The organism is Psychrobacter cibarius, assembly GCA_030686115.1.
GTDB lineage: Bacteria > Pseudomonadota > Gammaproteobacteria > Pseudomonadales > Moraxellaceae > Psychrobacter > Psychrobacter cibarius_C.
Map to the genome: position 1 here is coordinate 3,176,173 of CP131612.1, position 25,143 is coordinate 3,201,315.

Below are 25,143 nucleotides of genomic sequence, written 5' to 3' on the forward strand. Positions count from 1 at the left end.
GGAACATTATGTTTGATATCGGCTTTTCTGAACTACTCCTTTTTGGTGTTATCGCCCTAATCGTTTTGGGCCCAGAAAAACTGCCACAGGCAGCGCGTACCGCTGGGCAGTGGTATGCCAAAATTCGCCGCACGGTATCCACCCTGCAATCTGAAATCGAAGCTGAGCTTGATTTGGCAGAGACCCGCCAGCTTATGCAAAAAGAGTTGGCCAAAATTCGCCAGACTGAAGCAGATATGAGGCGTGAGATGGCGGAGATGCGCGGCAGTATGCAAGAGTTTGAATCCTCGCAAAACCAGCATTTAAAAGCATCGCGTGATCCAGGCGATGACAGTACGCCTAGACAAAATAGTCAAGCCAGTAGTGAGAATGATGATAATCGACCAGTGCAGCCAAAAGCGTTTGACTACGCCTATGACAGTAATAGACAGGCTGAGAAACCAGAAAGCCCTGAGCAGTCATCGGCACAAGGCGATAATGATAGTCTAAAAACTGACTGTAGTGATAACGCCAATCCAGTGTCTCAAACCATCACAACTAGACCGTGGGAAAATATGTGGTTTCGTCTTGGAGCTTATGATAAAGCGCGTCGTTTGCCGCAACCGCCCTACTTACCAAATTATAAAGCCGATATCTTACTAAACAGCCATATAGACAGTCCTTTACCTAAACAGGCTTCTGTTCATGAGCAGGAGAGTCATTAGTGGGCTTATTTAAACGTAAAAAAAGCCGTCAAGAAAAAGTCGCGGATTCAGATATCGAGACCTCAACAGCTACCCTTGATGGTAATGTCGACAGCAATACTGAGGACTCTGGCGATATCCTAAGCTCACTTGGCGATATGCCGATTACCGAGCATTTGATTGAACTGCGTCATCATTTGATTAAGATATGTGTTGCCGTACTGGTCATATTCTTGGCTTTGGTCGGATTTTCACGCGAGCTCTATGATTTTTTGTCCAACCCATTGGTTGCCCAGTTGCCTGCCAACGCAACGATGATCGCGACGGATATCACCTCTAACTTTATGGCACCGATACGCCTGACTGTTTTTGTCGCTGCATTCTTTGCAATGCCCTACATCTTGTATCAAATCTGGTCGTTTGTCGCTCCTGGTCTCTATAAAAAAGAGAAAAAAATCGCTATTCCCGTTTTAATGTCCTCTATATTTTTATTTTATGCGGGTGTGGCTTTCTCTTATTTTATTGTCCTTAAAGGCGTTCTCAAATTCTTTATTATGTTCGCGCCGCAGAACGTCTTGCCAATGACCGATATCGACAGTTATTTAAGTTTTGCACTTAAACTCTTTATGGTCTTTGGTTTAACCTTTGAGATTCCAGTCGTCACCTTGCTATTGATATTGACGGGCGTCGTCTCCATTCAGAGCCTAGAAGATAAACGCCGTTATATTATTGTCGGCTGTTTCGCCGTTGCTGCGGTTGTTACACCGCCTGATGGGGTGTCGATGTTGATGCTCGCCATTCCGATGTGGTTGTTGTTTGAGCTAGGATTATTTTTAGCAAAAGTATTAATTAAAGAAGAATACAGTCCTGCCTTAGCAAGCGATACAGGGTTAAGTAAAGAATAACATCACTTGTCAGGTACTTATTCCAAAAACAGCCAACGCGCTAATCTGTTACTATAACCTGCTTATTTCCACCTTTATTTTCTATGAGTTTTTGTATTATTGTCATGTGCGCTTGCAAGCATTTTGCAAGTGCACATGATGAGTCAGCCATTGTCTATGCAGTGGCTTTTTTTACCCCCGTCATTTTTGATCCGTTTTACTCTTTTAGGTAATTTTTTATGTCCGCATCTATGCCAGCTTATATGAGCGATCCCACTGATGAGCAGCTGAGCGCACTTAACATGGCGATGGATCACAAGTCATTTAAAGTGGTGGCTTATGCGGGTGCTGGTAAGACGACGACCTTAAAACTGATCGGTGAGCGTTTGCGTGGACGTGGCTTATATTTAGCTTTTAACAAGACGATTGCCAATGATGCACGCTCAAAGTTTCCACCGCATGTGGAATGTCGCACTTTTCACTCACTTGCTTATCGGCATGTCGCCCGTGATATCACTGCTAAGCTGTCGTTGCCGCGTTTTTCACCCAAACGTCTGGGTGATGATTTGGGTTTGCAGCCCGTCCAAGTACGTCGGCAAATGGATGGTATAAACAAATATATTACTCTCACCCCAGCCCGACTGTCGCGATTCGTCAGTGATGCTGTCAGCAATTTTTGTAGTACCCATGCCAGTTATCCTGCACCTAGACATATATTATTTCCCAGCTGGCTCGATGATTCTGATGCCGAGCAGCTGCGTGAAATGCTCTACCCTGCTGTTGAGCAGCGCTGGTTACAGTCAATTGATGCACGCCATCCTGCTGGTATCGGGCATGATATTTATCTGAAACTTTGGGCATTATCAAAACCAAGCATTCCCGCTGATTTTATTTTGTTTGATGAAGCCCAAGATGCCGATCCCTTGATGATGGGAATTTTGACCCAGCAGCCACGGCAAGTGATTTATGTGGGTGACGCTCATCAGCAGATTTATGAATGGCGCGGCGCAGTCAATGCGATGAAAAAACTACCCTTACCACAAACCTTATTGACCCAGTCATTTCGTTTTGGCGAACCAATTGCTGAGATTGCCAATACTTTGCTCAAAGCATTGCAAGAAGACGTCCCATTAAAAGGCAATCCTAATAAGCAATCTTCTACTGATAAGGGTATGGTACATAGTAAAAAAGATGCCATCCTTTGCCGCACTAATGCCGCCGCAATGTCGCAATTATTAACTGGATTAAAATTGGGACACCGCGTGGCGCTACAAGCCGATACCGATCGTATGCTTAAATTTTGTCAGGCAGCCGAAAATTTAAAGAATGGTAAATCGGCGTACGGTGTACCTGAACTGGCATATTTTTATAATTGGGGCGATGTACAAGAGTATTCTGAAACCAATGAAGGCAGTGATCTAAAAACACTGGTGAAATTGGTCGATGATCATGGCACCAATGTCCTGAGCCAAGCGGTCAATAGTCTCACCAGTATCGAAAATGCTGACTATGTTATCTCCACTGCCCATAAGGCGAAAGGGCTCGAATGGGGAAAGGTACAGCTGGACGATGATTTCTATTATGATGTGACGACCAATGCGGTAAAGATAAGCCCTGAAGAGTTGCGTTTGCTCTACGTCGCTTGCACACGTGCCCAGAGCAATTTGGACATCCATAATATTAAAGACTTGATATCGGGATTACAGACAGGCAAAAAAGTGATTTTTGGTAATACTTAATTTTTCTCAGTTAGTCACTCTCTGTATTTGCCACTCTAAATCTCTAGCCTACCTGTCTCTATGGCAACCTTTTAATAGCACCCTTTTAGCAGTGAACAACAAGCATGAATACTAATCAGCAACTTCAAATACGTCAAAATACCATCCGTCAGTTATTCGCCAATCCCGTCCGCCTCCTTGCACCAATGGAAGGCTTGACCGACCCATTAATGCGTCAAATTCTCACGCAAATTGCATCAGACTTGGGTCGCCCTTATGATTGGTCGGTTAGCGAATTTATCCGTGTGACTCAGCACGTATTGCCTGCGCATGTATTTTATAAATACGCTCCAGAACTGCATCATGATGCTAAAACTGCCTCTGGCACGCCTATTCATATCCAGTTGCTCGGTAGTGAAGCGCAACTCATGGCAGAAAATGCTGCTTATGCTGCCGAGCTTGGTGCGCCGGCGATTGACATCAACTTTGGTTGCCCTGCCAAGACGGTCAATAGCCACCGCGGTGGTTCGGTATTATTGGATGAACCCGAAACCATGTATCAGATTATCAGTGCCGTGCGGCAAGCTGTTCCCGTTCATATTCCAGTCTCAGCTAAAATTCGTTTAGGTTACACCGATACCAGTCGTATGGATGATATTAAAGCTGCGATTGAAGACAGTGGTGCTGATTGGCTAACCATTCACGCACGAACCAAAACCCAAGGCTATAAACCACCAGCCTATTGGGACAAAATCCAGAGCTTTAACACGCTAGATATTCCAGTCATTGCCAACGGTGAAATATGGAATACAGAGCACGCGCAAAACTGTATGACTCAAGCTGGTACAGCACATCTGATGTTAGGTCGCGGCGCGGTTACCCGTCCAGATTTGGTTGCTCGCGTGGATTGCGGTTCAGATGATGCCATGCTAAATGCAGCAACGTTGTCGTGGGAGGCAATGGTCTCCCATCAGATAAGATTTTTGGAAGGTCGTGCTAAAACTGAGGTGATATTGGTCGGTCGTTATAAGCAATGGCTTGCGATGCTCATCAAAGGCTATAGCGAAGCAAAAGTTTTATGGGACAGTATAAAACGAGAGAAAAATAAAGCGGTGATTATCAGTGCGCTACAATCTAGCATACAACAATAATCACCTACTGATATTTGGTTGATCTAGGCACGATAGAATTTAACTCTCAAGCGTTATACACTCACTCGAATCGCTAAATAAAACAGCATTAAACAGCAAGCCATCGATAACGCCCAAAGTATCGAACGAAACGTTGCCAAATTAGTAATGTAAGCCACGCAAAAACCAATACGAATCAGCACATATAACCATGCCAATATATTGATAATCGCCTGTGGAACAAAGAACAGCATCGCCGTTAAGACAGCTGCCAAAAATATCGGTAAGGTCTCATAACTGTTTTGCTGGGCAGCGTTAGCACGTGCGGCCGCGCCCGTCGTACCTTGTAAAAAATCACGTGGATGGGCATTGTCAGCCAAATTAAAGCCGCCAATAGCTTTCGCTGTCAATGCCATGGCAAGCGGTAGTAAACTTGCTACGACCATCGCCCAAATTGCAGACGCTGCGGTATCAGAGACTAATTCTAGAAGTGCATTCATTAGTATACTTGCCCCTACCCTGCAATCACTTCGAAATCATGGGTGACGTTCACCCCACCTTGTACCAACATTCTACTGGCTGAGCAATATTTTTCTGCAGACAGTTTTATGGCCTTCTCTACTTGGCTTTCTTTGACATCTTGACCTGTCACCACAAAATGCATATGAATGTCAGTATAGACAGCTGGTACAGTTTCAGCACGCTGAGCGGTCAGCTCACAACGTACGTCTGTCACCTCTTGGCGCGATTTTTGTAAAATCGCTACCACATCGTAGCTAGCACACCCACCAAGCCCCAATAGAATCAGCTCCATCGGACTTGCGCCTTTTTCTTTATCGGCATCGATCTGTACATTATGCCCTGATGGTGACACGCCCATAAATGCTTTGTTTTCTTGCCACGTTACACTTGCTTTTGACTCTGACATTTCGACCATTCCTTATTTTAATTAGCTCGTTGCCCGATTTTTATTTTCTGACAATATGTTTTACTTGGCTAGTGTAGCATAAGCCAATGGCACATTTTATCGAGCCCTTATCATCCAAAATCATTATTATTATAAATAGCTCACCTATTTGTCTTTTGCAGCCTTATTTTTAATTAAACCTTTTTACTAAAATTTTCTTAGCAGTGAATTAACATTCATACACCGCCTACTGTTTATTATTCAAACTTATCCTCTTATAGTTCGAACCTCTCTTTGCAGTAAGATTCCCCAAAAAACATTACAAAAGTTTAATTATAACTGGTTGATTTTAAACAGTTAAGCTCGTGAAACATTTTATAGCAAAATACTGTTACACATTTTGCTTGTTTCTTGGTTTAATAACGGTAATGAATCTTATTTTGACCTAATATCGACAACCATCACCTTATAATAATTATGATTGCTGTCACGGTTCTAGCTCAAAATAAGCTATTTTAAATAAATTAAAAAGGTTTAATCATGATAGATGCAGACGGCTTTCGCGCCAATGTCGGCATCATCTTGGCAAATACACAAGGGCAGGTTCTGTGGGCAAAACGTATTGGTCACAACGCTTGGCAGTTCCCACAAGGCGGTATCGACCGTGGGGAGACGCCGATGGATGCGATGTATCGCGAGCTCTGGGAAGAGGTCGGCCTGCATCCGCGTCATGTAGACTTATTGGCAGTGACGCAAGATTGGTTGCGTTATCGTCTGCCAAAACGCTATGTGCGGCATGGACAGCACCCTTTATGTATTGGGCAAAAACAGAAATGGTTTTTGCTACGCTTAGATGAGACGAACACTCAACATATCCGCTTTGATGAGGGCAAACCAGAATTTGATCATTGGCAATGGGTCAGTTACTGGTATCCACTTGGACAAGTGATTCATTTTAAACGAGGCGTTTATCGCCGTGCCTTGCAAGAGCTAGTGCCTGAGCTACCTCTAAGACAAGAGCTGATTATTCCTGAACAAGACAATCACTTGTTGATAGGATGAACTGACATTTTGATTAAAAGTAACACGTAATAGAAGAGCCTGTATCCTTTAGATGCAGGCTCTTCTATTATATAGCGATTATATCTTTCGGAATAATTATGGCTTGATAGCAATTTTTAGTACGCCGTCACGCTGATGCATGAACAAGTCATAGGCCTCTACAATATCATCCAAGGCGTAGGTATGCGTCACCATCTCTGATAAATCTACTCGACCCGACTCGATGACATTCATCAATCGGCGCATACGCTCTTTACCTCCTGGGCAGAGAGCCGTTCTTATCGTATGATCGCCAAGACCAGAGGCGAAATGAGCCATTGGAATGACTAAATCTTCAGAATACACACCCAAACTTGAGAGTGTACCGCCTGGTTTTAATATTTTGAGACATTGCTCAAACGTAGACTGTAAACCTAACGCCTCGATACTGCTATCCACCCCACGACCACCAGTGATTTTCATGATCTCATCCACCACGTCAACTTCTGTGAAGTTTAGAGTAATATCTGCTCCCAGTTTCTTTGCCATGGCCAAACGTTCATTATTGCCATCGACAGCGATAATCAGTGACGCGCCTTTAATCCTTGCCCCAGCTGTCGCGCACAAGCCAATCGGTCCTTGTGCAAATATAGCAACCACATCACCAATCTGAATATTGGCGTTTTCTGCGCCTTTGAAGCCTGTTGACATAATGTCAGGGCACATCAGCACTTGCTCATCCGTCAGTCCATCTGGCACTGGACATAGATTGGCCTGCGCATCTGGCACTAGCACATACTCTGCTTGCGTGCCATCAATGTGATTACCAAAACGCCAGCCGCCTGTGGCTTTATAACCGTGACAAGAACATCTACCATCTGCATCAAGATAACCACCGTCTTGTGAAGGGAAACCATCTTGACTGGCATAGGAAGTAAACGTTGGGCAAATGGCGCCAGCAATGACTCGCTGCCCTTCTTCATAGCCCATGACTGCGCTACCAAGCTTTTCAATGATACCTACTGGCTCGTGACCAATGGTCAAGCCTTTTGCAACGGCATACTCACCCTTAAAGATATGGATGTCAGTACCGCAAATGGTCGTAGTCGTAATTTTTATCAAGGCATCATTAGGGCCTACATCAGGAATTTTTTTATCTACAATTTCAATTTTACCTGGTTCAATAAATATCAGTGACTTCATCATGCTCATTTCACACTCCTTGTTTTATAATCATTTACTCAGCTGGTATGAACTTTAGTGACATCTATATTTATCTTACGCCATATAAATAGTAATTTAAAGTGAAATCCATTCTTTAATAAAGGGATTGGTGATTTTCTCTTGTTCGATATTAAAACTGTAGTATCAAACTTCTCATGAAAATTGTACGTGAGCCTTATTAAGAGTAGATAAAAAAGCTAATAGATGAAAAGCCTATAGGCTACTTATGACTATCATGCTGACACTCTCGGCTTACTAATCTAGCAATATCATCCACTGATAAATCTGCCAACCGAGAATGACATTTCAGGGTTAAAATGCTTTGGGTACGTGTCGCATAAGTTGGCAAATTATTTTGCGTATGATTAAAAGCAACAGGCTCTATATAAATAGAAGACAGAATCTGCTCAATCTCAACAGCCACTCCAGTCTCCGGCAGCTTATCCACTGGCCCTTGCGTATTATCAGACAATACCGCAAAGGCAGCTTCTTGCCAGTACTCAGGTTCGCTATTCTCAGCGATTAGTGGCAATACTTCTTGGCGCAGCCTGCCTCGCAGCTTTTCAGTTTTAAACCAGCTGTCCTCAGGCTGACCATTGGAGATGACATGCAGTCCTGCATATAGTGGCATAGGAGCATGACCACGATTATTGACAATAACGGCTTGTGTCATATCACCAATAATGAGATTGAACCCAGCATAGTTTTGCAAACTAATCTGCCGTGCAAACTCCATCGGGCTTATATCACTGGTTAAGAAATCCGTGACTAGCGCCCCGCGTGAGCACTCATCAGAGCTTGCCTGCACGCCATCGCGAAAATTCAATACCGCAGCCCAACGTCCGTTTTGTTGATAATATTCTTGAGGCGCTTGATGACCGTCCTGATGATTGGCTTGATGGGGCTGTTGATGAATACCCAGCCAAGTACCGCCACTTTGTACATCGCGGCCTGCAAAAACAGGCTTATCTTCCCATTGATGTAGCGGCTCTGTCGGACGCTGCAAAAACTCATCGCGATTGGACAATAACACCAAAGGCAGCTCATCAAACAGTTGCCAAGCAATGGCGACAATACACATAAGACTCCTAATTTTACTAAAAATATGCTTAGCAAACAGCCAAGCTTGATTTAAGTGTGAACTTAGTTCACTGACAAATTAGTTCACTGATAAGTTTTTGCTAGCAGGATAACTAATCTGAGAGGTCGACTGTATGACTTTCGATTGTTTACTTGGTAAATCGAACTCCCACGCAACCATACCTTTATTGTCGTTCCAGTCACGCTCAGTCACTGGCGGTGTATGAGTGATGGTTACTTTAAGACTATCGTCACGGCTAATCGGCTCACTGCCCAATACTTGTAAATGCATAGGTCGGTTGTGCTGATTGGTAAATTGATACGCTTGTGTTTTAGTCAAGGTTTGCGTGCGATTGAAAGCGCCTTTATCACCCTGCTTATCTTCATCAGCTATCTGCTTTACGATGGTATTAGGGTCAATACCAAAACCGATACCTTGCTCTTTTAACGCTTGGTAACTATAACGCGCCTGCCCGACATAATTATCATCACGGTATAGCTGTAGCGAACCATCTACCCAAGCTGGTGTCAAAAACGGTGCGGATGCGTACCAATAGCCAGCTGCCTCCACACTCGGCGTACTACGAATCCATAGCTTGCTACTGCCCGACTGCTCATCAATGACCGTCCGTACGCGCCTGCCATCGCTTGGAATACTAATACGCTGCGGCAAGCGGTATTCGGTAATGCCGTTTTTATTCTGACTGCTAACGGTAAAGCTTGGCAGCGGCGCCATGTTAGGTGTCGAGGCACCGCCATAGCTGTCTCTTGCAGTTACCACAACAGGCATGTTTTCCGCCATAGGTGGTACAGATATAGTCCGGTTTTCTCTATCTTCTTCATATAAAGAAAAACGCTCAACTCGTGGCAATTGGCTGGTCGTGTTTTGATTGGGATTGACAGAGCTTAGCATCAAAGGGACATTGAGCCAGTTTTCTCCTGTCTGCTGGGCAATAACCGCAGAGGCAATGATATTTAATTGCTTGGTTTCAGTATTCAGCCTTGCCTGATACGTTGGCTCCCAACCCGCGCCGCGTACTTGATAGTGCAGTTTTACACTGCTTGGTACTCGACTGGCAGTACGTACACTCACTTGAGTCACACTATTTTGAGTGGAAGTCGCGCTGCCCGCCATTAGTTGGTTGAGCGCATCTTGCGCACGGGCTTGGCGCTGCTGAATTTCTAGTATCCGTTTATTAATACTGACCGCTTGGGTTTCCAGATCGCGCGCATTATTGGCAAGCGTGCCATCTGTACTGATTTGCGTGACCTTGGTTAAATTCTGCAAGTAAGCTTTTGCTAAGCGTGCCGCTTCTAATTCAGCATTGATAACGGCTAAACTATCCTGCTGCGTCTGAACTCTGGCCTCACCTTGATACTGACACTGCGCTGCTTGCTCACCGCTTAAAGTCTCAATACTGACTTCACCAACATTGACGCCATTTGCTGCTTGCACGCTCAAGCTGTCTTTATCGATATAAGGGGACAGACAAGAAAAAACCAGCGTCTGCTCACCGCTACCATTGATTGGTAACGCGCGAGTTACGCTGGCTAAGCCCTGATAAATGGTCACTTGCTCAATACTACTGTTCACTGCCTGAGCAGGAGTCAAAGCTAAAGCCGCTAAGCTAAATAAACCCAGTTGCATCAACTGTTTTTTAGAGGGTAAAAAATTAGGTAGTATTGCTACTTTTGATAACTTAGCTTGCATAATCATTCCTTAAAAATACGGTTAATCCATTAATACGGTGCATTAGCGCAAGCGCGCAGTATCTAACGCTTCATTAAATATAATGAGGCAATATTTATGATGGCACTTATCTTCAGCAGCTTTTTTATATCTTAGCGGTTTTCTGGCTTTCTTTCCAGATGTTACCCGTAGCAGATAAGTTGTTACCATGAGATAAGCCTCACCGTAATTTGGTATGCCTCACTGGCTATTTTTGCTATTATGAGCAGCATTCTATTACCAAATTTATGATGCCCTTATGATGATACATCCTCAGTACGATCCTGTAGCGCTGTCTTTGGGTCCAGTAGAAGTGCACTGGTATGGCCTAATGTATTTGTTGGCATTTGCCGCCGCCTTTGGTCTGGCTTGGTATCGCAGCACCAAACGTGACAATTGGAACACTGACATGGTGTCCGATTTGGTATTTTTTGGCGCCCTTGGCGTCATTTTGGGCGGTCGTGTCGGCTATGTATTGTTTTATCAATTCGGTGAATTTTTACAAAACCCCGCTTACCTTTTCAAAGTCTGGGAAGGCGGTATGTCTTTCCATGGCGGCATGATTGGTGTCTTACTGGGCATGTTATATTTTGCCCGTAAGTATAAAAAGACCCCGTTTCAGGTGCTGGACTTTATCGTTCCTTGCGTGCCAACAGGCTTATTATTTGGTCGTATTGGCAATTATATCAATGGCGAGCTATGGGGCCGCGTCTCTAACGGTGGCTACAACTGGCTTACCTACTTCCCGCAAGCAGCTGCTACTGATATGCAGCAATTGCAAACCAACCCTGAGCTACAAGAGTTGATGCTTGAAGTAAATGGGCAGTATTTGCTACCTCGTCACCCCTCACAGCTGTATGAAGCACTTGCCGAAGGGTTATTATTATTCCTATTCCTATGGTGGTATTCATCAAAACCGCGCCCACGTATGGCAGCATCGGCAGTATTTTTATTAGGCTATGGCATCAGCCGCTTCATCATTGAGTTTTTCCGCCAACCAGATGCTGACCAAGGATTTGTATTACTAGGTTGGATGACCAAAGGGCAGATACTCAGCGCTCCCATGATTATTATTGGTTTCATTATGCTGGTATACGCTTACAAACGTGGTATCTATGACTGGGGTAAGCAGTCGGCTTATTAAGCAATAATTCACATCAAGCAACCTGTTAAAAAACAATACAACTATGCGTTTTAATAGCGTAGAAGAGCAATTTTATGACCATGAGCAACTCCACTACTAGTAACAACAAACAGCGTAAAAATGAGCAAGCCTATCTAGATTTGCTGCATCTTGTCCTCACTGAAGGCACTGAAAAAGGCGATCGTACTGGCACTGGTACGCTGAGCCACTTTGGCGCGCAGCTACGTTTTAATTTAGCTGATGGTTTTCCATTATTAACCACCAAAAAAGTCCACTTTAAATCTATCGTCTATGAGCTATTTTGGTTTTTAAGTGGCAGTACGCATGTTGATTATCTACAAGCCAATGGCGTACGTATTTGGAATGAGTGGTCTACGGCTGAACAGACAGCGCGCTTTAACCGCCCTGCTGGTGATTTAGGCCCTGTCTACGGTCATCAGTGGCGCAATTATGGCGCAAGCCAGCGTGAAGATGGGAGCTACAATAACGATGGTGTCGATCAAATCACCCAAGTCATTGAACAAATAAAAACCAATCCCAATTCAAGACGTTTGATTGTGTCTGGTTGGAATCCCGGTGAAGCAGATCAAGTTGCGCTGCCGCCTTGTCATACGCTATTTCAGTTCTTTGTGGCGGATAATAAACTGTCATGCCAGCTCTATCAGCGTTCAGCAGATTTATTTTTAGGTGTGCCATTTAATATTGCCAGTTATGCCTTGCTGACCCATATGGTCGCGCAAGTATGCGGATTAGAAGTGGGCGAATTTATTTGGACAGGTGGCGATTGTCATATTTATCAAAACCACCGCGAGCAAGTTGAATTACAGTTGACGCGTGAGCTTTATAAGCTCCCAACGCTGACGCTTAATCCTGATGTGAAAGATATTTTTGCTTTCAAATATGAAGACATTAGCGTTGATGGTTACGAGTCGCATCCTGCGATTAAGGCAAAGGTTGCAGTCTAGCCTTTGTCTGATTGAAAGTTTTAAATAAATGCAGCAAATGCAAGTAGCATGTTAAAGACAATAAAAAGGATACGTTATGAGTTATGCCCACACCGAAGTTGCCCAAATCGCAGCTATCAGTAGCAACCGCTGTATCGGCAAAGATAATGAGCTACCGTGGCATATCTCAGCAGATTTACAGCATTTTAAAAGCATGACGACTAAACAAAATGACGGTGCGATCCAAGGTATCGTCATTATGGGTCGTAAGACATTTGAATCCATGGGCAGCAAGCCTTTGCCAAAACGCGTGAGCTTCATCATCAGCAGCCAGCTAGATTATGCCGAACAAAAAGGTTTGGTCGGTAAAAGCAATGCTTACGTGGTGCATAATTTAGATGATGCATTAACGCAAGCGGCAAGTCTGGCACATGGTGCGCATCTGGATACCATTTGGGTAATTGGTGGCGAGCGCGTTTTTAGCGATGCGTTGATGTATACCGATCGCATTGAGCTGACCCACGTCGATACTGAGATTACGGATGGCGACGCTTTTTATCCTGAATTGCCAAATGAGTTTGAAGTGGCCGAAGAATCTGAGAAAATGCATGATGAAAAAAGTGCACTAGATTTTAAATTTGTGACTTATAAAATAAAAGCAGACTAGGTCAGCTGGTTATGAAACTACTACCCTTTATCTTTACTGGCATATTACTATCGGGCTGTCAGAGTCTAGCGATAAGAGAGCCTGTTATTAAGCCTGCTGAAATATTGCGTCAACCTCAGTTCACAGTTCCACACAGAGCAGCTAGACGTTTGAAAGCTGGTGAGGAATATGAAGTTGTCCTGAGCATGTTGATTGATAAATCTGGTCAAATTAGTTCCATTTCTGTTACTGAGTCATCAGGCGTCGTGTCATTAGACCGAAGTGCTCTACGTGATGCTAGAAAAATGATATTCAAAGCCGGTACTAAGGATAATGAGGTTATTACAACAAAAGTTACTGTACCCATTACCTATGTAATACATTAAAAACTGTTTACCCTACTACTAAAAATTTAGACAGACAGATAGATAGGTAGGTAGAATGTAAACGCCTACTCGTGCAATACTTTATAAACCGTTTTTGCAAGTACTGGCCCAATACCTTGCACGCCTGCCAATTCTTGCTGCGATGCACCGAGCAATTGTTGCAATCCGCCAAAATGATTGAGTAAATCACGGCGGCGCTTTTCACCCAGCCCCGGAATCACCTCTAATACTGACGATGAACGGCGCTTATCACGCTTTTTACGATGCGCAGTGATCGCAAAACGATGTGCCTCATCGCGAATATGCATCAGTAAATGCAGCGCCTTGCTATCCATCGGTAAATCTAACGGCTCATGATCGATAAAATGCAGCACTTCAAGTCCAGCCTTACGTCCTTCGCCTTTTGCCACGCTAATCAGCAAAGTGTCACCAAGAATACCTAACTCGGTCAGCACTTCTTTAGCGATGCCAAGCTGCCCTTTACCACCATCAATCAGCAACAAATCAGGCAATGGCTGCTTCTTATAACGCCGTGTCAGCACTTGCTTCATCGCCGCATAATCATCACCACCGACAATGTCATGAATCGCATATTGGCGATAATCACGGCGACGCGAGCCACCTTGGTCAAAGACTACGCAGCTACCAATGGTCGCCTCGCCCATCGTATGGGAGATATCAAAACACTCTATGCGATCAATGGTTCTATCAGTGACGTCAGCTAAGACATCTTTTAAGGCACCAAAGCGCGCATGCAACTCTAAATAGTCGCCCAGCTTGGTTTTTAGCGCATTATTGGTATTGAGTTTGGCTAAATCTAACCATTCGGCACGGTGCTCACGGACACTAGTTTTTATAACGACTTTACTGCCAAAATGGCTCGCTAGCGCTTCACTGACCGCCACCTGATCCAGTAATTCATGACTCAACATGATTTCGGGTGGCAAGTCATCCGTCACCTGAAAATAAAATGAAGTAATAAATGCCGATAAATTATCAGCAAGTGGCTCGCTGCTATCAACATCAGGGAAGTAATTCTTACCGCCAAGCACGCGCCCGCCACGTACGGTCAAGACGTTGACACAAGTCATCCCTGCTTGACTGGCAATAGCAATCACATCCGCCTCGCCTTGCACAGTATAAACAGCTTGCTTGGCTTGTACTTCGCGCAGCATAGACAGCTGATCGCGATAAAACACTGCCTTTTCAAAGTCTAATTCTTCAGCAGAAGCTTCCATTTTTTCAATCAAAGCGCTATGAATATCGCTAGAGTCGCCTTTTAGGAAACGAATAGTATTATTGACGTCTTCCATATATTCTTCAGGCGATACCAAGCCCACGCAAGGCGCACGGCAGCGCTTAATCTGATACTCAAGACAAGGACGCTTACGTTGCTTAAAAAAAGTATTGGTACATTGGCGCATTTGAAACATTTTCTGCATCAGCACCAGTGTCTCTTTGGCGGCATGAGCAGAGGGGAAAGGACCGAAAAAGCGCCCTTTCTGGTGATTGCCTTTACCGCGACCATAAGCCAATCGCGGGTAAGGCTTATCCGCTGAAATAAACACATAAAGATAAGATTTGTCATCACGCAATAGCACGTTATAAGGCGGACGATATTCTTTAATCAAGTTTTGCTCGAGCAATAACGCTTCGGTCTCACTACGGGTAATAATGGTTTCAATATTATGTATCCGTGCCACTAGCGCCCGTGTTTTTGGATGGTCAATGGTTTTAGTAAAGTAGCTGTTCACACGGCTCTTGAGTGACTTGGCTTTACCGACATATAAGATATCGCCATTTTTACCCAGCATTTTATAGACCCCTGGCAAATTTGGCAGGCGCTGAATTAAATGCTTAAGACGGGCTTTCTTGTCATCGATGGGACTCGATTCTGAGACATTGACCATAGAATTTATTGCTCTTAAAAGTCTTATAATACTGCTAGTTATGGGGCGGGAGTCATTGTTTTACAAGCCAATTATTATCATAGTATCACCCATAAAAAAGCCAGCTTTCGCTGACTTAGTTTGTTCTATTATCGCTTATTCAGCAACATACTAATGACGGAAGTTAGCCATTAAAGCTGGGATGCCCGGTAGCATACCAACAATAGCCATCACACCTGTCAACACCACAAACATAATACCCGGTATGATCCAGCGGCTCATTTTAGTTAAATTAGCACTGCGTTCTTTCGAGCCAATCAAGCCTAAGTTATCAAGCAACAACGTGAGTGACCAACCAAAGGCAGGATTTACAAGCGCTGAAGCAAACACTACGATTGCAGCAGACTGAGTCGTTTTTCCTTCGCGAGTCATCTCCATGCCAGCTTCAAGCAGTGGAATGAAAACACCAACGATCAATGCCACACACATCACTGGCTGCCAAATAGCCAAATCCATTGGATAGCCCCAAACCCCTGCGATAATACAGAACAATGCTGTCAATAAGGCACCGGCGGGAATCGGACGTTTGGCAATCGCTGCTGGGACAATATAAGTGCCCCACGATGACGCAAAGTTAGCACCGCCCAATACAGAGCCGACGACCTGACGAAACGATGCGCTGGTCATTGTATCATCGATATCCATGAGTACCTTTTCAGTACGTTTAGGATAGCTGATTTTTTGAAAGACCTGATGGCCTAAAAAATCTGGTGACCACATCGCAACCGCCAAAATAGCAAACGGCAGTACGACAATAAAGCTTTCAACCGTCGGTAATCCTAGCATCCAACCGGTATTTTCACCCCACCAATACATCGGGTTCATATTCGGCAAGCCTGGTGCAGTTTTGAACTCAAATGGTGCACCCAATGCAAATGCAAGTCCGCCACCTAATACACAGCTTAGCGGAACCGCAAGCCAGCGTTTTTGCCAGTGCTCAAGTAATGCATATAGTAGGATAGTTGCCAGAATAATGAAGAAGGCAATATGCGACATGCCAATACCTTCTGCCCAAGCGAAGAGGTTTTTGACCTGTGAGGTGGTACCGATAAACCCTAAGTAAATCAAGAGGCCACCGCACACGCCTTTACTGGTCAAGTTTGCCAGCAGACTCCCCCCTTTACTGATTGCCAATAGCAAGCCGAAGGCACCGATAAGTAAACCAAAGGCCATTGGATGACCACCAGCGGCTACTACAATAGGAATAAGCGGAATAAGGGGGCCGTGAGTACCTGCAAGGTTGGCTGTCGGGAGTAGAAATCCTGAAAACAAGATGATAAAGAATGAAACGATTAATAGCTCATAACGAACGTTTTCTAAAACGAACGCATCGCCCAAACCAAGTGGACCTGCAAATGTTGCAGCAATAGCACCCACCATAACCACTTTACCAATCGTCGCCGCCATTGCAGGAATCGTATCTTCATACTCAAAGCGATAATCACGAAACGGCAAATTGGGACGCCAGCGTTTTGGCTGCATGATTTGTAATTCATGATTTAGATAAGCGTCACGACTGTCAAAGCTTGCGCTTGGTTTGTGTAAATCAAGGTAGCTACCTGATAGTTCGCTGTCGTAATTAGATGGATTTGATGACTGCTGATTAGACCCTGAAGAAGGGATCTGAGTGTTACTCATCACATTTCCTTATGTCGACTGAGGCTTTATTTAACTGATAATTTGATAGTGAAATTTAATGTGACTAAAGCGTCCATTAAAAATTGCAAGCCATTGTATGACATAAGAACTCGAAATGCGAACTTAGAACCACTCAAAAAGTCCATACACTATTATAATATATAAATTAAAGTTTCCATTTAATGCAAAATTGAACTTAATAGAAAACCATGAGGAAAAAACACACTTAATATAAACTTTAAATTAGAATAAATGACCTTTTTCTTAATAATTATCTGTATCTAGATATTTGTTATCACATAACTAAATATTAAAGATAGTTATAATAAATAGTTTATTATAACTTTTAAGTAACTATAGAAAATCCATGTCAGTTACGCTTTAAGCCTAGCGGTTTTGATATTTTTTACTTATGATAAATGCCCTTTCGTGACTGCTCTTTGATAGAAGTACACTAAAAAATTTGATTCAAACGGTATCACTAAAAAATATAAAAGAAGCAATAGGACGAATTTATGAGTTTGCTACCTACCAATTTTGAGACGCTAAAACGCAGAGCCAAACAAAGTATCATGCCGTTATTGACACCTCACCTACTGAAGCTGCGTATCAACACTTATGCACCGTACGTAGGCGCTGGTATCAGAATCGATCACCTCAATCTCGATCAAGGTTTGTGCGTGGTAAGTATGGGGCTAAATACGCTGAACAAAAACATCGTAGGCACTCAGTTTGGCGGCAGCCTGTATTCGATGGTAGATCCATTCTATATGATAATGCTGATGCACCAACTGGGCAGCAGTTACGTAGTCTGGGACAAAAGCTCACATATTGAGTTTATTGCGCCTGGTAATAGCAAAGTCACTGCACGCCTAAAAATTCCTAGCAATGAAATCACCACGATTCAAGAATTAGCAAAAGAAGGCGAGCCGGTATTTCGGGAATACCAAGCAGATATCGTCGATGATCAACAAAAAGTTATCGCTACCGTCACTAAAACGCTCTATATACGCTTGCGTAAGTACAGCAAATCTAAAGACCAAAATAGCCGTATCGAAAATTTCGATGGTTAGAACTTTAAGGGCAATTTTTAAAACGTTTCTCTAGATTTGTGATTTAAAGCATATTAATTAAAGCGCATTAATTAAAACGACAGAAACAAAAACCCCAATCTGGCATACGCACAGATTGGGGTTTTGTCTTTTTTGGTACTACCCGCTTATTTATATGATAAACCTATGAATAAGGGCTTGTATCTGGCTTTTCGCTATTGCCGAATCGCATAATAGACGGTTCAGCAATAAAGCGATATTAAGCACAATGCTTAAAAGCAGATACTGGATATAATCTAAGCGTTAGCTTTTGGCTTAACAGCTTTAGGTGCACGCGGAGCAAGCTTTTCGCGAATACGTGCTGATTTACCAGAGCGCTCACGTAAGTAGTATAGTTTCGCACGGCGAACAGCACCACGGCGTTTCACTTCGATGCTGTCGATGATTGGTGAATGCAATTGGAATGCACGCTCAACGCCAACACCGCTTGAGATTTTACGTACGGTAAACGCTGAGTTTAAACCGCGGTTACGTTTAGCAATTACAACGCCTTCAAAAGCCTGTAAACGCTCACGCTCACCTTCACGTACTTTTACTTGAACCACAACGGTATCGCCGGGTGCAAAGCTTGGGCGCTCAATCAATTGAGCATTTTCGATGACCTGAACCAATGGATGCTTGTTGCTCATGAGAGTTATCTCCTCACATTAGATAATAGAGGCTTGACGCATATCACCTGTTTGTAATAATGGATCGTATCTTTTTAATGAGACACAACGTAAGTGGGTTATGACAAACGGCCATTATGCTATGACTCGTTTTGTTGTTGCTCAAAATTCTGTTGCTTAACTGTTTATCTTTTTAGCCGCTATCAACGCTGTTTTTTATCTGCTTTCGCCAATGCTTTTAGCCACTTTGCTTGCTCTACCGTTGGCGTAAACGCTTGCCATAAGTCTGGACGACGCGCTTGCGTACGTTCGACTTGCTGACTAAAGCGCCACTTCGCGATATTGGCATGGTGACCTGAAAGTAACACTTCAGGCACTGCCATACCCGCAAACTCATGCGGCTTAGTATAATGTGGACAATCAAGCAAGCCATCGACGAACGAGTCTTGCTCAGCTGACTTATCATCACCCATAATATCAGGCAGACGACGTATCACACTATCCATTAGCACCATTGCTGGTAGCTCACCACCGGTAAGTACGTAATCACCAAGCGATATTTCCATGTCGACATATTGCGACAGTAGGCGCTCATCAATGCCTTCGTAACGACCACATAATATAATCATGCCGTCATACTCAGTCATATCGACCACGCTACTCTCACTCAGCGTCTGTCCTTGTGGCGACATATAAATCACCGGACAGTGCGCTTTGTCGACACGGCAGCCGTGCTGACTTGCTCGCAGGCGCGCATCCTCAATCGCTTGGGATAATGGCTCAGCCATCATCACCATGCCAGGACCGCCACCATACGGACGTTCATCAATACGGCGATAATTATCACTGGTAAAATCACGTGGATTAATGCATTCAATCGTCACTTGTTTCTGAGTGACTGCTCGACCCGTGATTCCAAACTCACGAATCGTGGCAAACATCTCAGGGAAAATACTAATAACGGCAAAATACATTAGGTATCTACTTGCGCAGTGGCTAATATTGGCTAAATAAATCGGTGTTATTACTGATAAAGCTTAACCGCAAAGTTAAAATTATTATCAATAATCACTCGGCCATGCCACTAGCACTGTTTTTTCAGTCAAACTGACCTGTACTACAGTTTGCTTGTGCCATGGAATCAGGCGCTCATCGGCATCTAAGCTGTCTGAGTTTGCCGCAACCCGCATAATAGCGTGAGCGCCAGTCTCAAACATCTCAGTAATGTCGCCTAGATACTCATCCTGCTCATTTACAACGCGCAGGCTGACCAAATCCGACCAGTAATATTCGTCTTCAGCGGGTTCTGGCAAGATGTCTTGCTCGACCCAAAGAGTTACCCCGTTCATAGTCTCAGCAACATTACGATCAGGAATCTGCTCAAACTGAGCCACAATTCCTGTGCCTTGCTCACGCCAAGCCTTAACGGTTAAAGGTTTCATGCCGGTAGCAGTTTTCATCCACCAAGGTTTAATGTCAAATATCGCCGTACGATCATCTGTCTCACTAAATACCCAAAGCCAACCTTTGATGCCATAAGGCTTTTTGAGCTGACCAATTTTCATAAGGGCACTAGCGTTTGGAGCAGAAGACATAACGGCTAACCTAACAATGATGAACACAGCGAAGATAAATAAAAAGCAATTAAAAACGATAAACGCAGTTAAAAGCGATAAACAGTTAATGGCGTACCTAGTTAGACCAGTTACGCTATGTTTTTTACTAAAGTCTATCGAGACTGCTTATAGACGAGCTATCAGCGTCTCAGTGACCACAAAACTTAAGCAGTTGCTTCAGTTTGCGCGACAGACTTGTTGAAAGCTTTTACCAATGAAGCAACGCGATCTGAAGGTTGTGCACCTTTTGCGATCCACGCATTGTACGCTTCCATATTTAGGCGTACTGCTTCTTCAGACTCTTTAGCGAGTGGGTTAAAAAAGCCGATGTTTTCAATATAGCGACCGTCACGCGCGCGGCGTTGATCAGCAACAACTACTTGATAAAATGGGCGTTTCTTGGCACCGCCCCGTGCTAAACGAATAACAACCATGTGAATTCTCTCTTTCGCAGGTATACCAAAAAGGGCATAATTATATCACAGTCTTGATTTATTGAAAACATAAACTGCACTTATTTAATTATTTATTAACAATAGCTTAAATGCCCATCGATGTAAAATACAATTGATCATCACCACTGATTTTTAACTGAAGATACTGCCTCTACATCATGTCCAAATGGCTCGTTGCTGTATTATTCGGTGCTATATTACTCAGTACTATATTAGTGCAAATTTGAGTATTCAATTGTTGCCTACTGTTTTAAAGCCATCCGTGTCATTCATTGATTATGCTACTCTATGACATAGTCAGCGAGTGAATGATGCTATCGCTCAAGAATCACAACTATTACGCTACTCATAAGTATGGCACGTTGTGTTTGAACGACATAAAAAAGCACCATTTTTACACTAAACTCAATAAAGCATCTTTTAATATGTTGGATCCATATGACCACACCAAAATCGCAACCACGTCGCAAAGGGCGGTTCACGCGCTCTTACTCCAACACTTGGCTGACAACCTTGATGGTCTCTTTCATTGTTCTTATCAGTGTCAGCTTGTCGATTCTGTTTTTTTGGCGCAGTCTATATTTACCCGAGCTTAAAAACCATGCGCGTTACTTAACGAGCGAGCTGCAGTTGATGAATAGTGTCAACAAAGACTGGAAAAATCGTCCTGAAGTACGCCAATGGATTTATCAACACTCGCATGTCGTGGTAGTGAATAACCCTAATGACTTTCCAGCAGTGTCTGATAAGGCCTTTGTCGGTGTCTTCACTGATGTATTACAACGCGAAATCGGTGCGCAATTGGGTCGACCTGTTGAGGTTTATTTTAAATTCAAACCGACACCGCAGCTTTGGGTGCAAGACAGCCGTGATGACAGCTTTTGGATTCGTGAACCCGTGGTTTATTATTCACAATATAGTCCAGCATTGTTGGTGCTGTTTCTCATTGGATTGCCTATTTTATCGCTGCTGACTATTATTCTACTGGCGCGGCAATTAAATCGTCCGCTACGATATTTGCAGCGTGCTGCGACCAATTATATTCGGCTCAGTCATGCCACTACGTTGCCAACACAAAAAGGCCCTACGGAGATACGTCAGGTCAACATGGCATTCAATCGTCTATTCACGACGTTAAATCAAGCACAAAAAGAGCGTACGATTATGCTCGCTGGTATCTCGCATGATCTGCGAACGCCCTTAACTCGTATGCGTTTGACTGCTGAGATGCTACCTGATGACTTTTTTCGAGAGGGATTAATTTATGATATTGAAGACATGGATGCCATTTTAGAGCAGTTTATCTCATTTATGAAAGATGGCTCCGATGAGCCAGTCAGCCTAACCAATTTGGATACCATCTTTAATGAGATTATGGTGCAATTTGCACCAATGGAGTTCATCTATCAATCAGAGTGTCACAAAGTGGTTCCTGTGCGCCCCATGTCTATCAAACGCCTTGTGATCAATCTGGTCAATAATGCCAAGCGTTATGGCAAACCGCCCATTTACCTATCAGCGACTGTTGTGCCAACTTTTATAGAAACCATTGAAGAGGAAGATAGCGATGTCGTCAGTGAAAATGTCGTCAATAGAGAAGCGCAAGAACAATTGCTGATATGTGTGCGTGACTGTGGTGATGGCGTTGCAGAAGATCAGTTAGAACGTATTATGCAGCCTTTTGAGCGCGGAGAGACAGCACGTACCACACAAGGCAGTGGTTTAGGTCTAGCGATTGTCGATCGTATTGCCAGATTGCATCATGGGACGGTAGAAGCCATTAATCATCCCGACGGAGGTTTACAAGTGTGTGTGCGTATTCCTCTGCTTTCCAAGGTTGCTGGAGATACAACCATGGCAAACGATACAGAAAAAATGCCTGTCTTTAATGACAAGACTTGGAACAAAGAAGACTGATAGCAGTTGAATTGTTCATCACTAAAGCTAATAAATGCTCAAAACAATTCGCTGCGACTATTTAGGTGTATCACATCTAGTCTTTGTTTCCAATGATAGGTGGAATATATTTGGCGCTATTCGTAAACGCTAATGGCTGAGTAATATTTTCTTGCGCTGCTGTCAACGTTTGCGTCGTCGATGGCTGCTGCAAGAATAAATAGTAGCCCAACGTTATTGCATTTAGTACCACCAAACCACCAAATAAATATGGCATTCTTTGCCCTCCTCTGATTTAAAGCTATCTTTAAACCGTTAATAATAAAAATTAACCGACAATTCTATCTAAGGTGTGTATTCATTCTAAACATGAAATTGAGAACACTTCTTAGAAATTGAGCAAGTTTATTTGTCACACACTGCTTAATTGATGCCGCTATTTTTATACTAAAAAATAACGACAATCCTGTGCAGTGGCATTATTTATCTTCAAAACCACGCTCGCTTTTTTCTTGCGTCAGTTCATCAGCAGCCAAAATTTGTGTCAGTGGTTTGATAGGCCACGTCATGACAAATCGTGCACCGCCAAGCTCTCGGCTCTCATCGACTTTCATACTACCATTAAACCAAAAGGCAATGCGCGATACGATAGACAAGCCTAAACCATAACCGCCTGAAGCGCGTGTACGACTGTCATCTAAGCGTGAAAATGGAATAAAAACCTTTTCGCGATCTGCTTCTGGAATACCATGGCCATCATCCTCAACACTAACAAAAGCATTGCCCTTTCTGACGCCAGCACTAATGATAATCGTGGTCTCTGCATAACGTAAGGCATTGCCCGCCAAATTTTGAATCACACGGTGTAAATAACGCCTATCTGCGACAGCGGTGACTTTAGCATTCGGCAGCTTGGTCACTATTTTGATAGGCTTACCCAAGGCATTGGTTTCACGCTCAATCTGCTCCAATAACTCTCTAAGATTGACTGGTTCTAAATCCAGCTTTGGTGAGCCTTCCTCTAACTTGGCATAAGTCAAAATCTCATCAATCAAACCATTAAGCGCTTCTATATCTTCATCAATAAAATCACGCTGCATAAAACGCGAGTCTTCGTCATCCGTATCAGCCAACATATCAACGGCAAAACGAATACGAGCCACCGGTGTACGCAGCTCATGTGATACCGCTCGCGTTAATTCTCGCTGCGACTCAATAAGGCGCTTGATATGTGAGGTCATGGCATTAAAAGTCGCGGCTAAACGGGCAATTTCATCCTGCCCAATGACTTGAACTTGACTTTCAAGATTACCTTTACTCACCTCATTAACACCGACCTGAATCAACTGCAATTTACGCTCAAGTGGAAAAATCAACGCATACACGCCTAAGCTGATTAAAAACATGCTGATAAGAATCATACTAATAATCAGATTAAGTGGGAACCAATTGAATAATGGCACCGGACCAATCAATATCGCCATGTCATTGATTTCAGAAGGCACCACTACTCTAATAGCCGAATTACTTTTACTGCTATTGGTATCTTGTAAGGAAATAACCACTTCATCTCGGCGTAATCGTGCAAGCTGATCGGTATCCAAATCCAGTGTATTGACGGCTTTAAACTCTAAAGGAAAGGAAAACTTTTTTTCCAGTTCAGCCAAACGGGCACGCTTGTCAGATAACGTCACATAGTAAGACAAATCATCCAATAGAAATACAGCGATTGCCCGTACTTGCTGCTCAGTCACTTGCGATATTCTAGCGGTCAAAACGCTTTGATTGTCCGGTAGACGATAATACACATCGGCATAGACAGGTTGCTCGGTATAACGAACGACCGTATTGCCATTTTCAAAACGCCGCAGTTCACTGGCATTAAAGTCCACTTCATCAATAGGCAAAACTTTGAATTCTGAGCCAAATAAACTACTGGCATCAGACAACCAATATTCACGCTGCTCTTCACTTTCTTGATGAGCGATACCTTCACTCACCAGATGAAAAGCCCCTGTTGCCATGTTTTCACGGTAGGATTGGACGCGCTCTTTGTTGATGGTATCCATCAACAGTTGAGCAAACAATGCCACACACAAACAGACTATGAGTAGCCCAGCATAAATACGAACAAAGATACTGTGTTTTAAAGAAGAGACTAATGACATACGTGCCGTAACCAACTTAATGAATAAAAACTGCCGACATCATTCAGCAAACAAGCGCTGCGTGATAAATGATATCAAACACTGTTGAATAAAAAACCATTCTGGCTGCTGTATTTTAATTTATAACTGAGCATCACCTAAAATCCATTTACCTCATGTACATTTAGGCAGCACCCACAATAATT

The 25,143-nt window shown here is 43.5% G+C and carries 24 protein-coding genes; 11 read left to right on the plus strand and 13 right to left on the minus strand.

Annotation, left to right across the window (positions count from 1 at the left end):
- Positions 1–8 precede the first annotated feature (8 nt).
- The 4 genes from tatB (at position 9) to Q6344_13510 (ending at position 4,436) form a co-directional block, all read left to right on the plus strand.
- On the plus strand, positions 9–704 hold the full coding sequence (gene tatB / locus Q6344_13495; GenBank protein WLG13591.1) for a Sec-independent protein translocase protein TatB: 696 nt from the start codon (positions 9–11) through the stop codon (positions 702–704).
- Positions 704–1,588 (plus strand): twin-arginine translocase subunit TatC, encoded by an 885-nt coding sequence (gene tatC / locus Q6344_13500; protein ID WLG13592.1) that lies wholly within the window; start codon positions 704–706, stop codon positions 1,586–1,588. The genes tatB and tatC overlap by 1 nt, the downstream gene beginning before the upstream one ends.
- Before the next feature lie 218 nt (positions 1,589–1,806).
- Positions 1,807–3,306, plus strand: coding sequence for a UvrD-helicase domain-containing protein (locus Q6344_13505; protein ID WLG13593.1), 1,500 nt, complete (start codon positions 1,807–1,809; stop codon positions 3,304–3,306).
- A 104-nt stretch (positions 3,307–3,410) separates the two neighbouring features.
- Positions 3,411–4,436, plus strand: coding sequence for a tRNA-dihydrouridine synthase (locus tag Q6344_13510; protein ID WLG13594.1), 1,026 nt, complete (start codon positions 3,411–3,413; stop codon positions 4,434–4,436).
- 53 nt (positions 4,437–4,489) lie between these two features.
- Here Q6344_13510 and Q6344_13515 read toward each other — a convergent pair whose 3' ends face one another.
- Positions 4,490–4,915 carry an MAPEG family protein gene (locus Q6344_13515; protein ID WLG13595.1) on the minus strand — a complete coding sequence of 142 codons (426 nt, stop codon included), beginning with the start codon at positions 4,913–4,915 and terminating at the stop codon, positions 4,490–4,492.
- Between the two features lie 14 nt (positions 4,916–4,929).
- Complete coding sequence (locus Q6344_13520) at positions 4,930–5,343, minus strand: OsmC family protein (GenBank protein ID WLG13596.1); 414 nt, start codon at positions 5,341–5,343, stop codon at positions 4,930–4,932.
- 519 nt (positions 5,344–5,862) lie between these two features.
- On the opposite strand from Q6344_13520, the gene Q6344_13525 reads away from it, so the two are divergent.
- Positions 5,863–6,384 carry an RNA pyrophosphohydrolase gene (locus tag Q6344_13525; protein ID WLG13597.1) on the plus strand — a complete coding sequence of 174 codons (522 nt, stop codon included), beginning with the start codon at positions 5,863–5,865 and terminating at the stop codon, positions 6,382–6,384.
- A 96-nt stretch (positions 6,385–6,480) separates the two neighbouring features.
- On the opposite strand, the gene Q6344_13530 is transcribed toward Q6344_13525, so the two are convergent.
- The 3 genes from Q6344_13530 to Q6344_13540 all read right to left on the minus strand — a co-directional run bounded on the left by Q6344_13530 (position 6,481) and on the right by Q6344_13540 (position 10,378).
- A complete protein-coding gene (locus tag Q6344_13530) occupies positions 6,481–7,575 on the minus strand; it encodes an NAD(P)-dependent alcohol dehydrogenase (protein ID WLG13598.1) in 1,095 nt (364 codons plus the stop codon).
- Between the two features lie 232 nt (positions 7,576–7,807).
- Positions 7,808–8,668 (minus strand): NRDE family protein, encoded by an 861-nt coding sequence (locus Q6344_13535; protein WLG13599.1) that lies wholly within the window; start codon positions 8,666–8,668, stop codon positions 7,808–7,810.
- Between the two features lie 78 nt (positions 8,669–8,746).
- Positions 8,747–10,378: a DUF4139 domain-containing protein gene (locus Q6344_13540; GenBank protein WLG13600.1), complete on the minus strand. Its 1,632-nt coding sequence runs from the start codon at positions 10,376–10,378 to the stop codon at positions 8,747–8,749.
- Between the two features lie 277 nt (positions 10,379–10,655).
- Between Q6344_13540 and lgt the strand changes: the two genes are divergently transcribed.
- The 4 genes from lgt to Q6344_13560 all read left to right on the plus strand — a co-directional run bounded on the left by lgt (position 10,656) and on the right by Q6344_13560 (position 13,516).
- On the plus strand, positions 10,656–11,540 hold the full coding sequence (gene lgt / locus Q6344_13545) for a prolipoprotein diacylglyceryl transferase (GenBank protein WLG13601.1): 885 nt from the start codon (positions 10,656–10,658) through the stop codon (positions 11,538–11,540).
- A gap of 80 nt (positions 11,541–11,620) precedes the next feature.
- Entirely contained in the window at positions 11,621–12,505 is an 885-nt protein-coding gene (locus tag Q6344_13550; GenBank protein ID WLG15225.1) for a thymidylate synthase, read from the plus strand.
- Between the two features lie 76 nt (positions 12,506–12,581).
- On the plus strand, positions 12,582–13,151 hold the full coding sequence (locus Q6344_13555) for a dihydrofolate reductase (GenBank protein ID WLG13602.1): 570 nt from the start codon (positions 12,582–12,584) through the stop codon (positions 13,149–13,151).
- Between the two features lie 11 nt (positions 13,152–13,162).
- Positions 13,163–13,516, plus strand: coding sequence for an energy transducer TonB (locus Q6344_13560; protein ID WLG13603.1), 354 nt, complete (start codon positions 13,163–13,165; stop codon positions 13,514–13,516).
- A 65-nt stretch (positions 13,517–13,581) separates the two neighbouring features.
- Here the strand turns inward: Q6344_13560 and uvrC are convergent, their stop codons facing one another.
- Together uvrC and Q6344_13570 are read right to left on the minus strand one after the other, a co-directional pair.
- On the minus strand, positions 13,582–15,426 hold the full coding sequence (gene uvrC / locus Q6344_13565; protein ID WLG13604.1) for an excinuclease ABC subunit UvrC: 1,845 nt from the start codon (positions 15,424–15,426) through the stop codon (positions 13,582–13,584).
- 150 nt (positions 15,427–15,576) lie between these two features.
- Positions 15,577–17,103 carry a DUF3360 family protein gene (locus Q6344_13570; GenBank protein ID WLG13605.1) on the minus strand — a complete coding sequence of 509 codons (1,527 nt, stop codon included), beginning with the start codon at positions 17,101–17,103 and terminating at the stop codon, positions 15,577–15,579.
- Between the two features lie 515 nt (positions 17,104–17,618).
- Between Q6344_13570 and Q6344_13575 the strand changes: the two genes are divergently transcribed.
- Positions 17,619–18,176, plus strand: coding sequence for a DUF4442 domain-containing protein (locus tag Q6344_13575; GenBank protein WLG13606.1), 558 nt, complete (start codon positions 17,619–17,621; stop codon positions 18,174–18,176).
- Between the two features lie 275 nt (positions 18,177–18,451).
- Here the strand turns inward: Q6344_13575 and rplS are convergent, their stop codons facing one another.
- From rplS to rpsP, 4 genes are all read right to left on the minus strand, one after another.
- Positions 18,452–18,844 carry a 50S ribosomal protein L19 gene (gene rplS / locus Q6344_13580; GenBank protein ID WLG13607.1) on the minus strand — a complete coding sequence of 131 codons (393 nt, stop codon included), beginning with the start codon at positions 18,842–18,844 and terminating at the stop codon, positions 18,452–18,454.
- Positions 18,845–19,026: 182 nt separating this feature from the next.
- Complete coding sequence (gene trmD / locus Q6344_13585) at positions 19,027–19,797, minus strand: tRNA (guanosine(37)-N1)-methyltransferase TrmD (protein ID WLG13608.1); 771 nt, start codon at positions 19,795–19,797, stop codon at positions 19,027–19,029.
- 87 nt (positions 19,798–19,884) lie between these two features.
- On the minus strand, positions 19,885–20,418 hold the full coding sequence (gene rimM / locus Q6344_13590) for a ribosome maturation factor RimM (GenBank protein WLG13609.1): 534 nt from the start codon (positions 20,416–20,418) through the stop codon (positions 19,885–19,887).
- Positions 20,419–20,603: 185 nt separating this feature from the next.
- Positions 20,604–20,873, minus strand: a complete 270-nt coding sequence (rpsP, locus tag Q6344_13595; protein WLG13610.1) for a 30S ribosomal protein S16 — start codon at positions 20,871–20,873, stop codon at positions 20,604–20,606.
- 459 nt (positions 20,874–21,332) lie between these two features.
- Between rpsP and Q6344_13600 the strand changes: the two genes are divergently transcribed.
- Positions 21,333–22,811: an ATP-binding protein gene (locus Q6344_13600; GenBank protein ID WLG13611.1), complete on the plus strand. Its 1,479-nt coding sequence runs from the start codon at positions 21,333–21,335 to the stop codon at positions 22,809–22,811.
- Positions 22,812–22,887: 76 nt separating this feature from the next.
- Here the strand turns inward: Q6344_13600 and Q6344_13605 are convergent, their stop codons facing one another.
- On the minus strand, positions 22,888–23,067 hold the full coding sequence (locus tag Q6344_13605) for a hypothetical protein (GenBank protein WLG13612.1): 180 nt from the start codon (positions 23,065–23,067) through the stop codon (positions 22,888–22,890).
- A 202-nt stretch (positions 23,068–23,269) separates the two neighbouring features.
- Positions 23,270–24,958: an ATP-binding protein gene (locus tag Q6344_13610; protein ID WLG13613.1), complete on the minus strand. Its 1,689-nt coding sequence runs from the start codon at positions 24,956–24,958 to the stop codon at positions 23,270–23,272.
- Between the last annotated feature and the right edge of the window lie 185 nt (positions 24,959–25,143).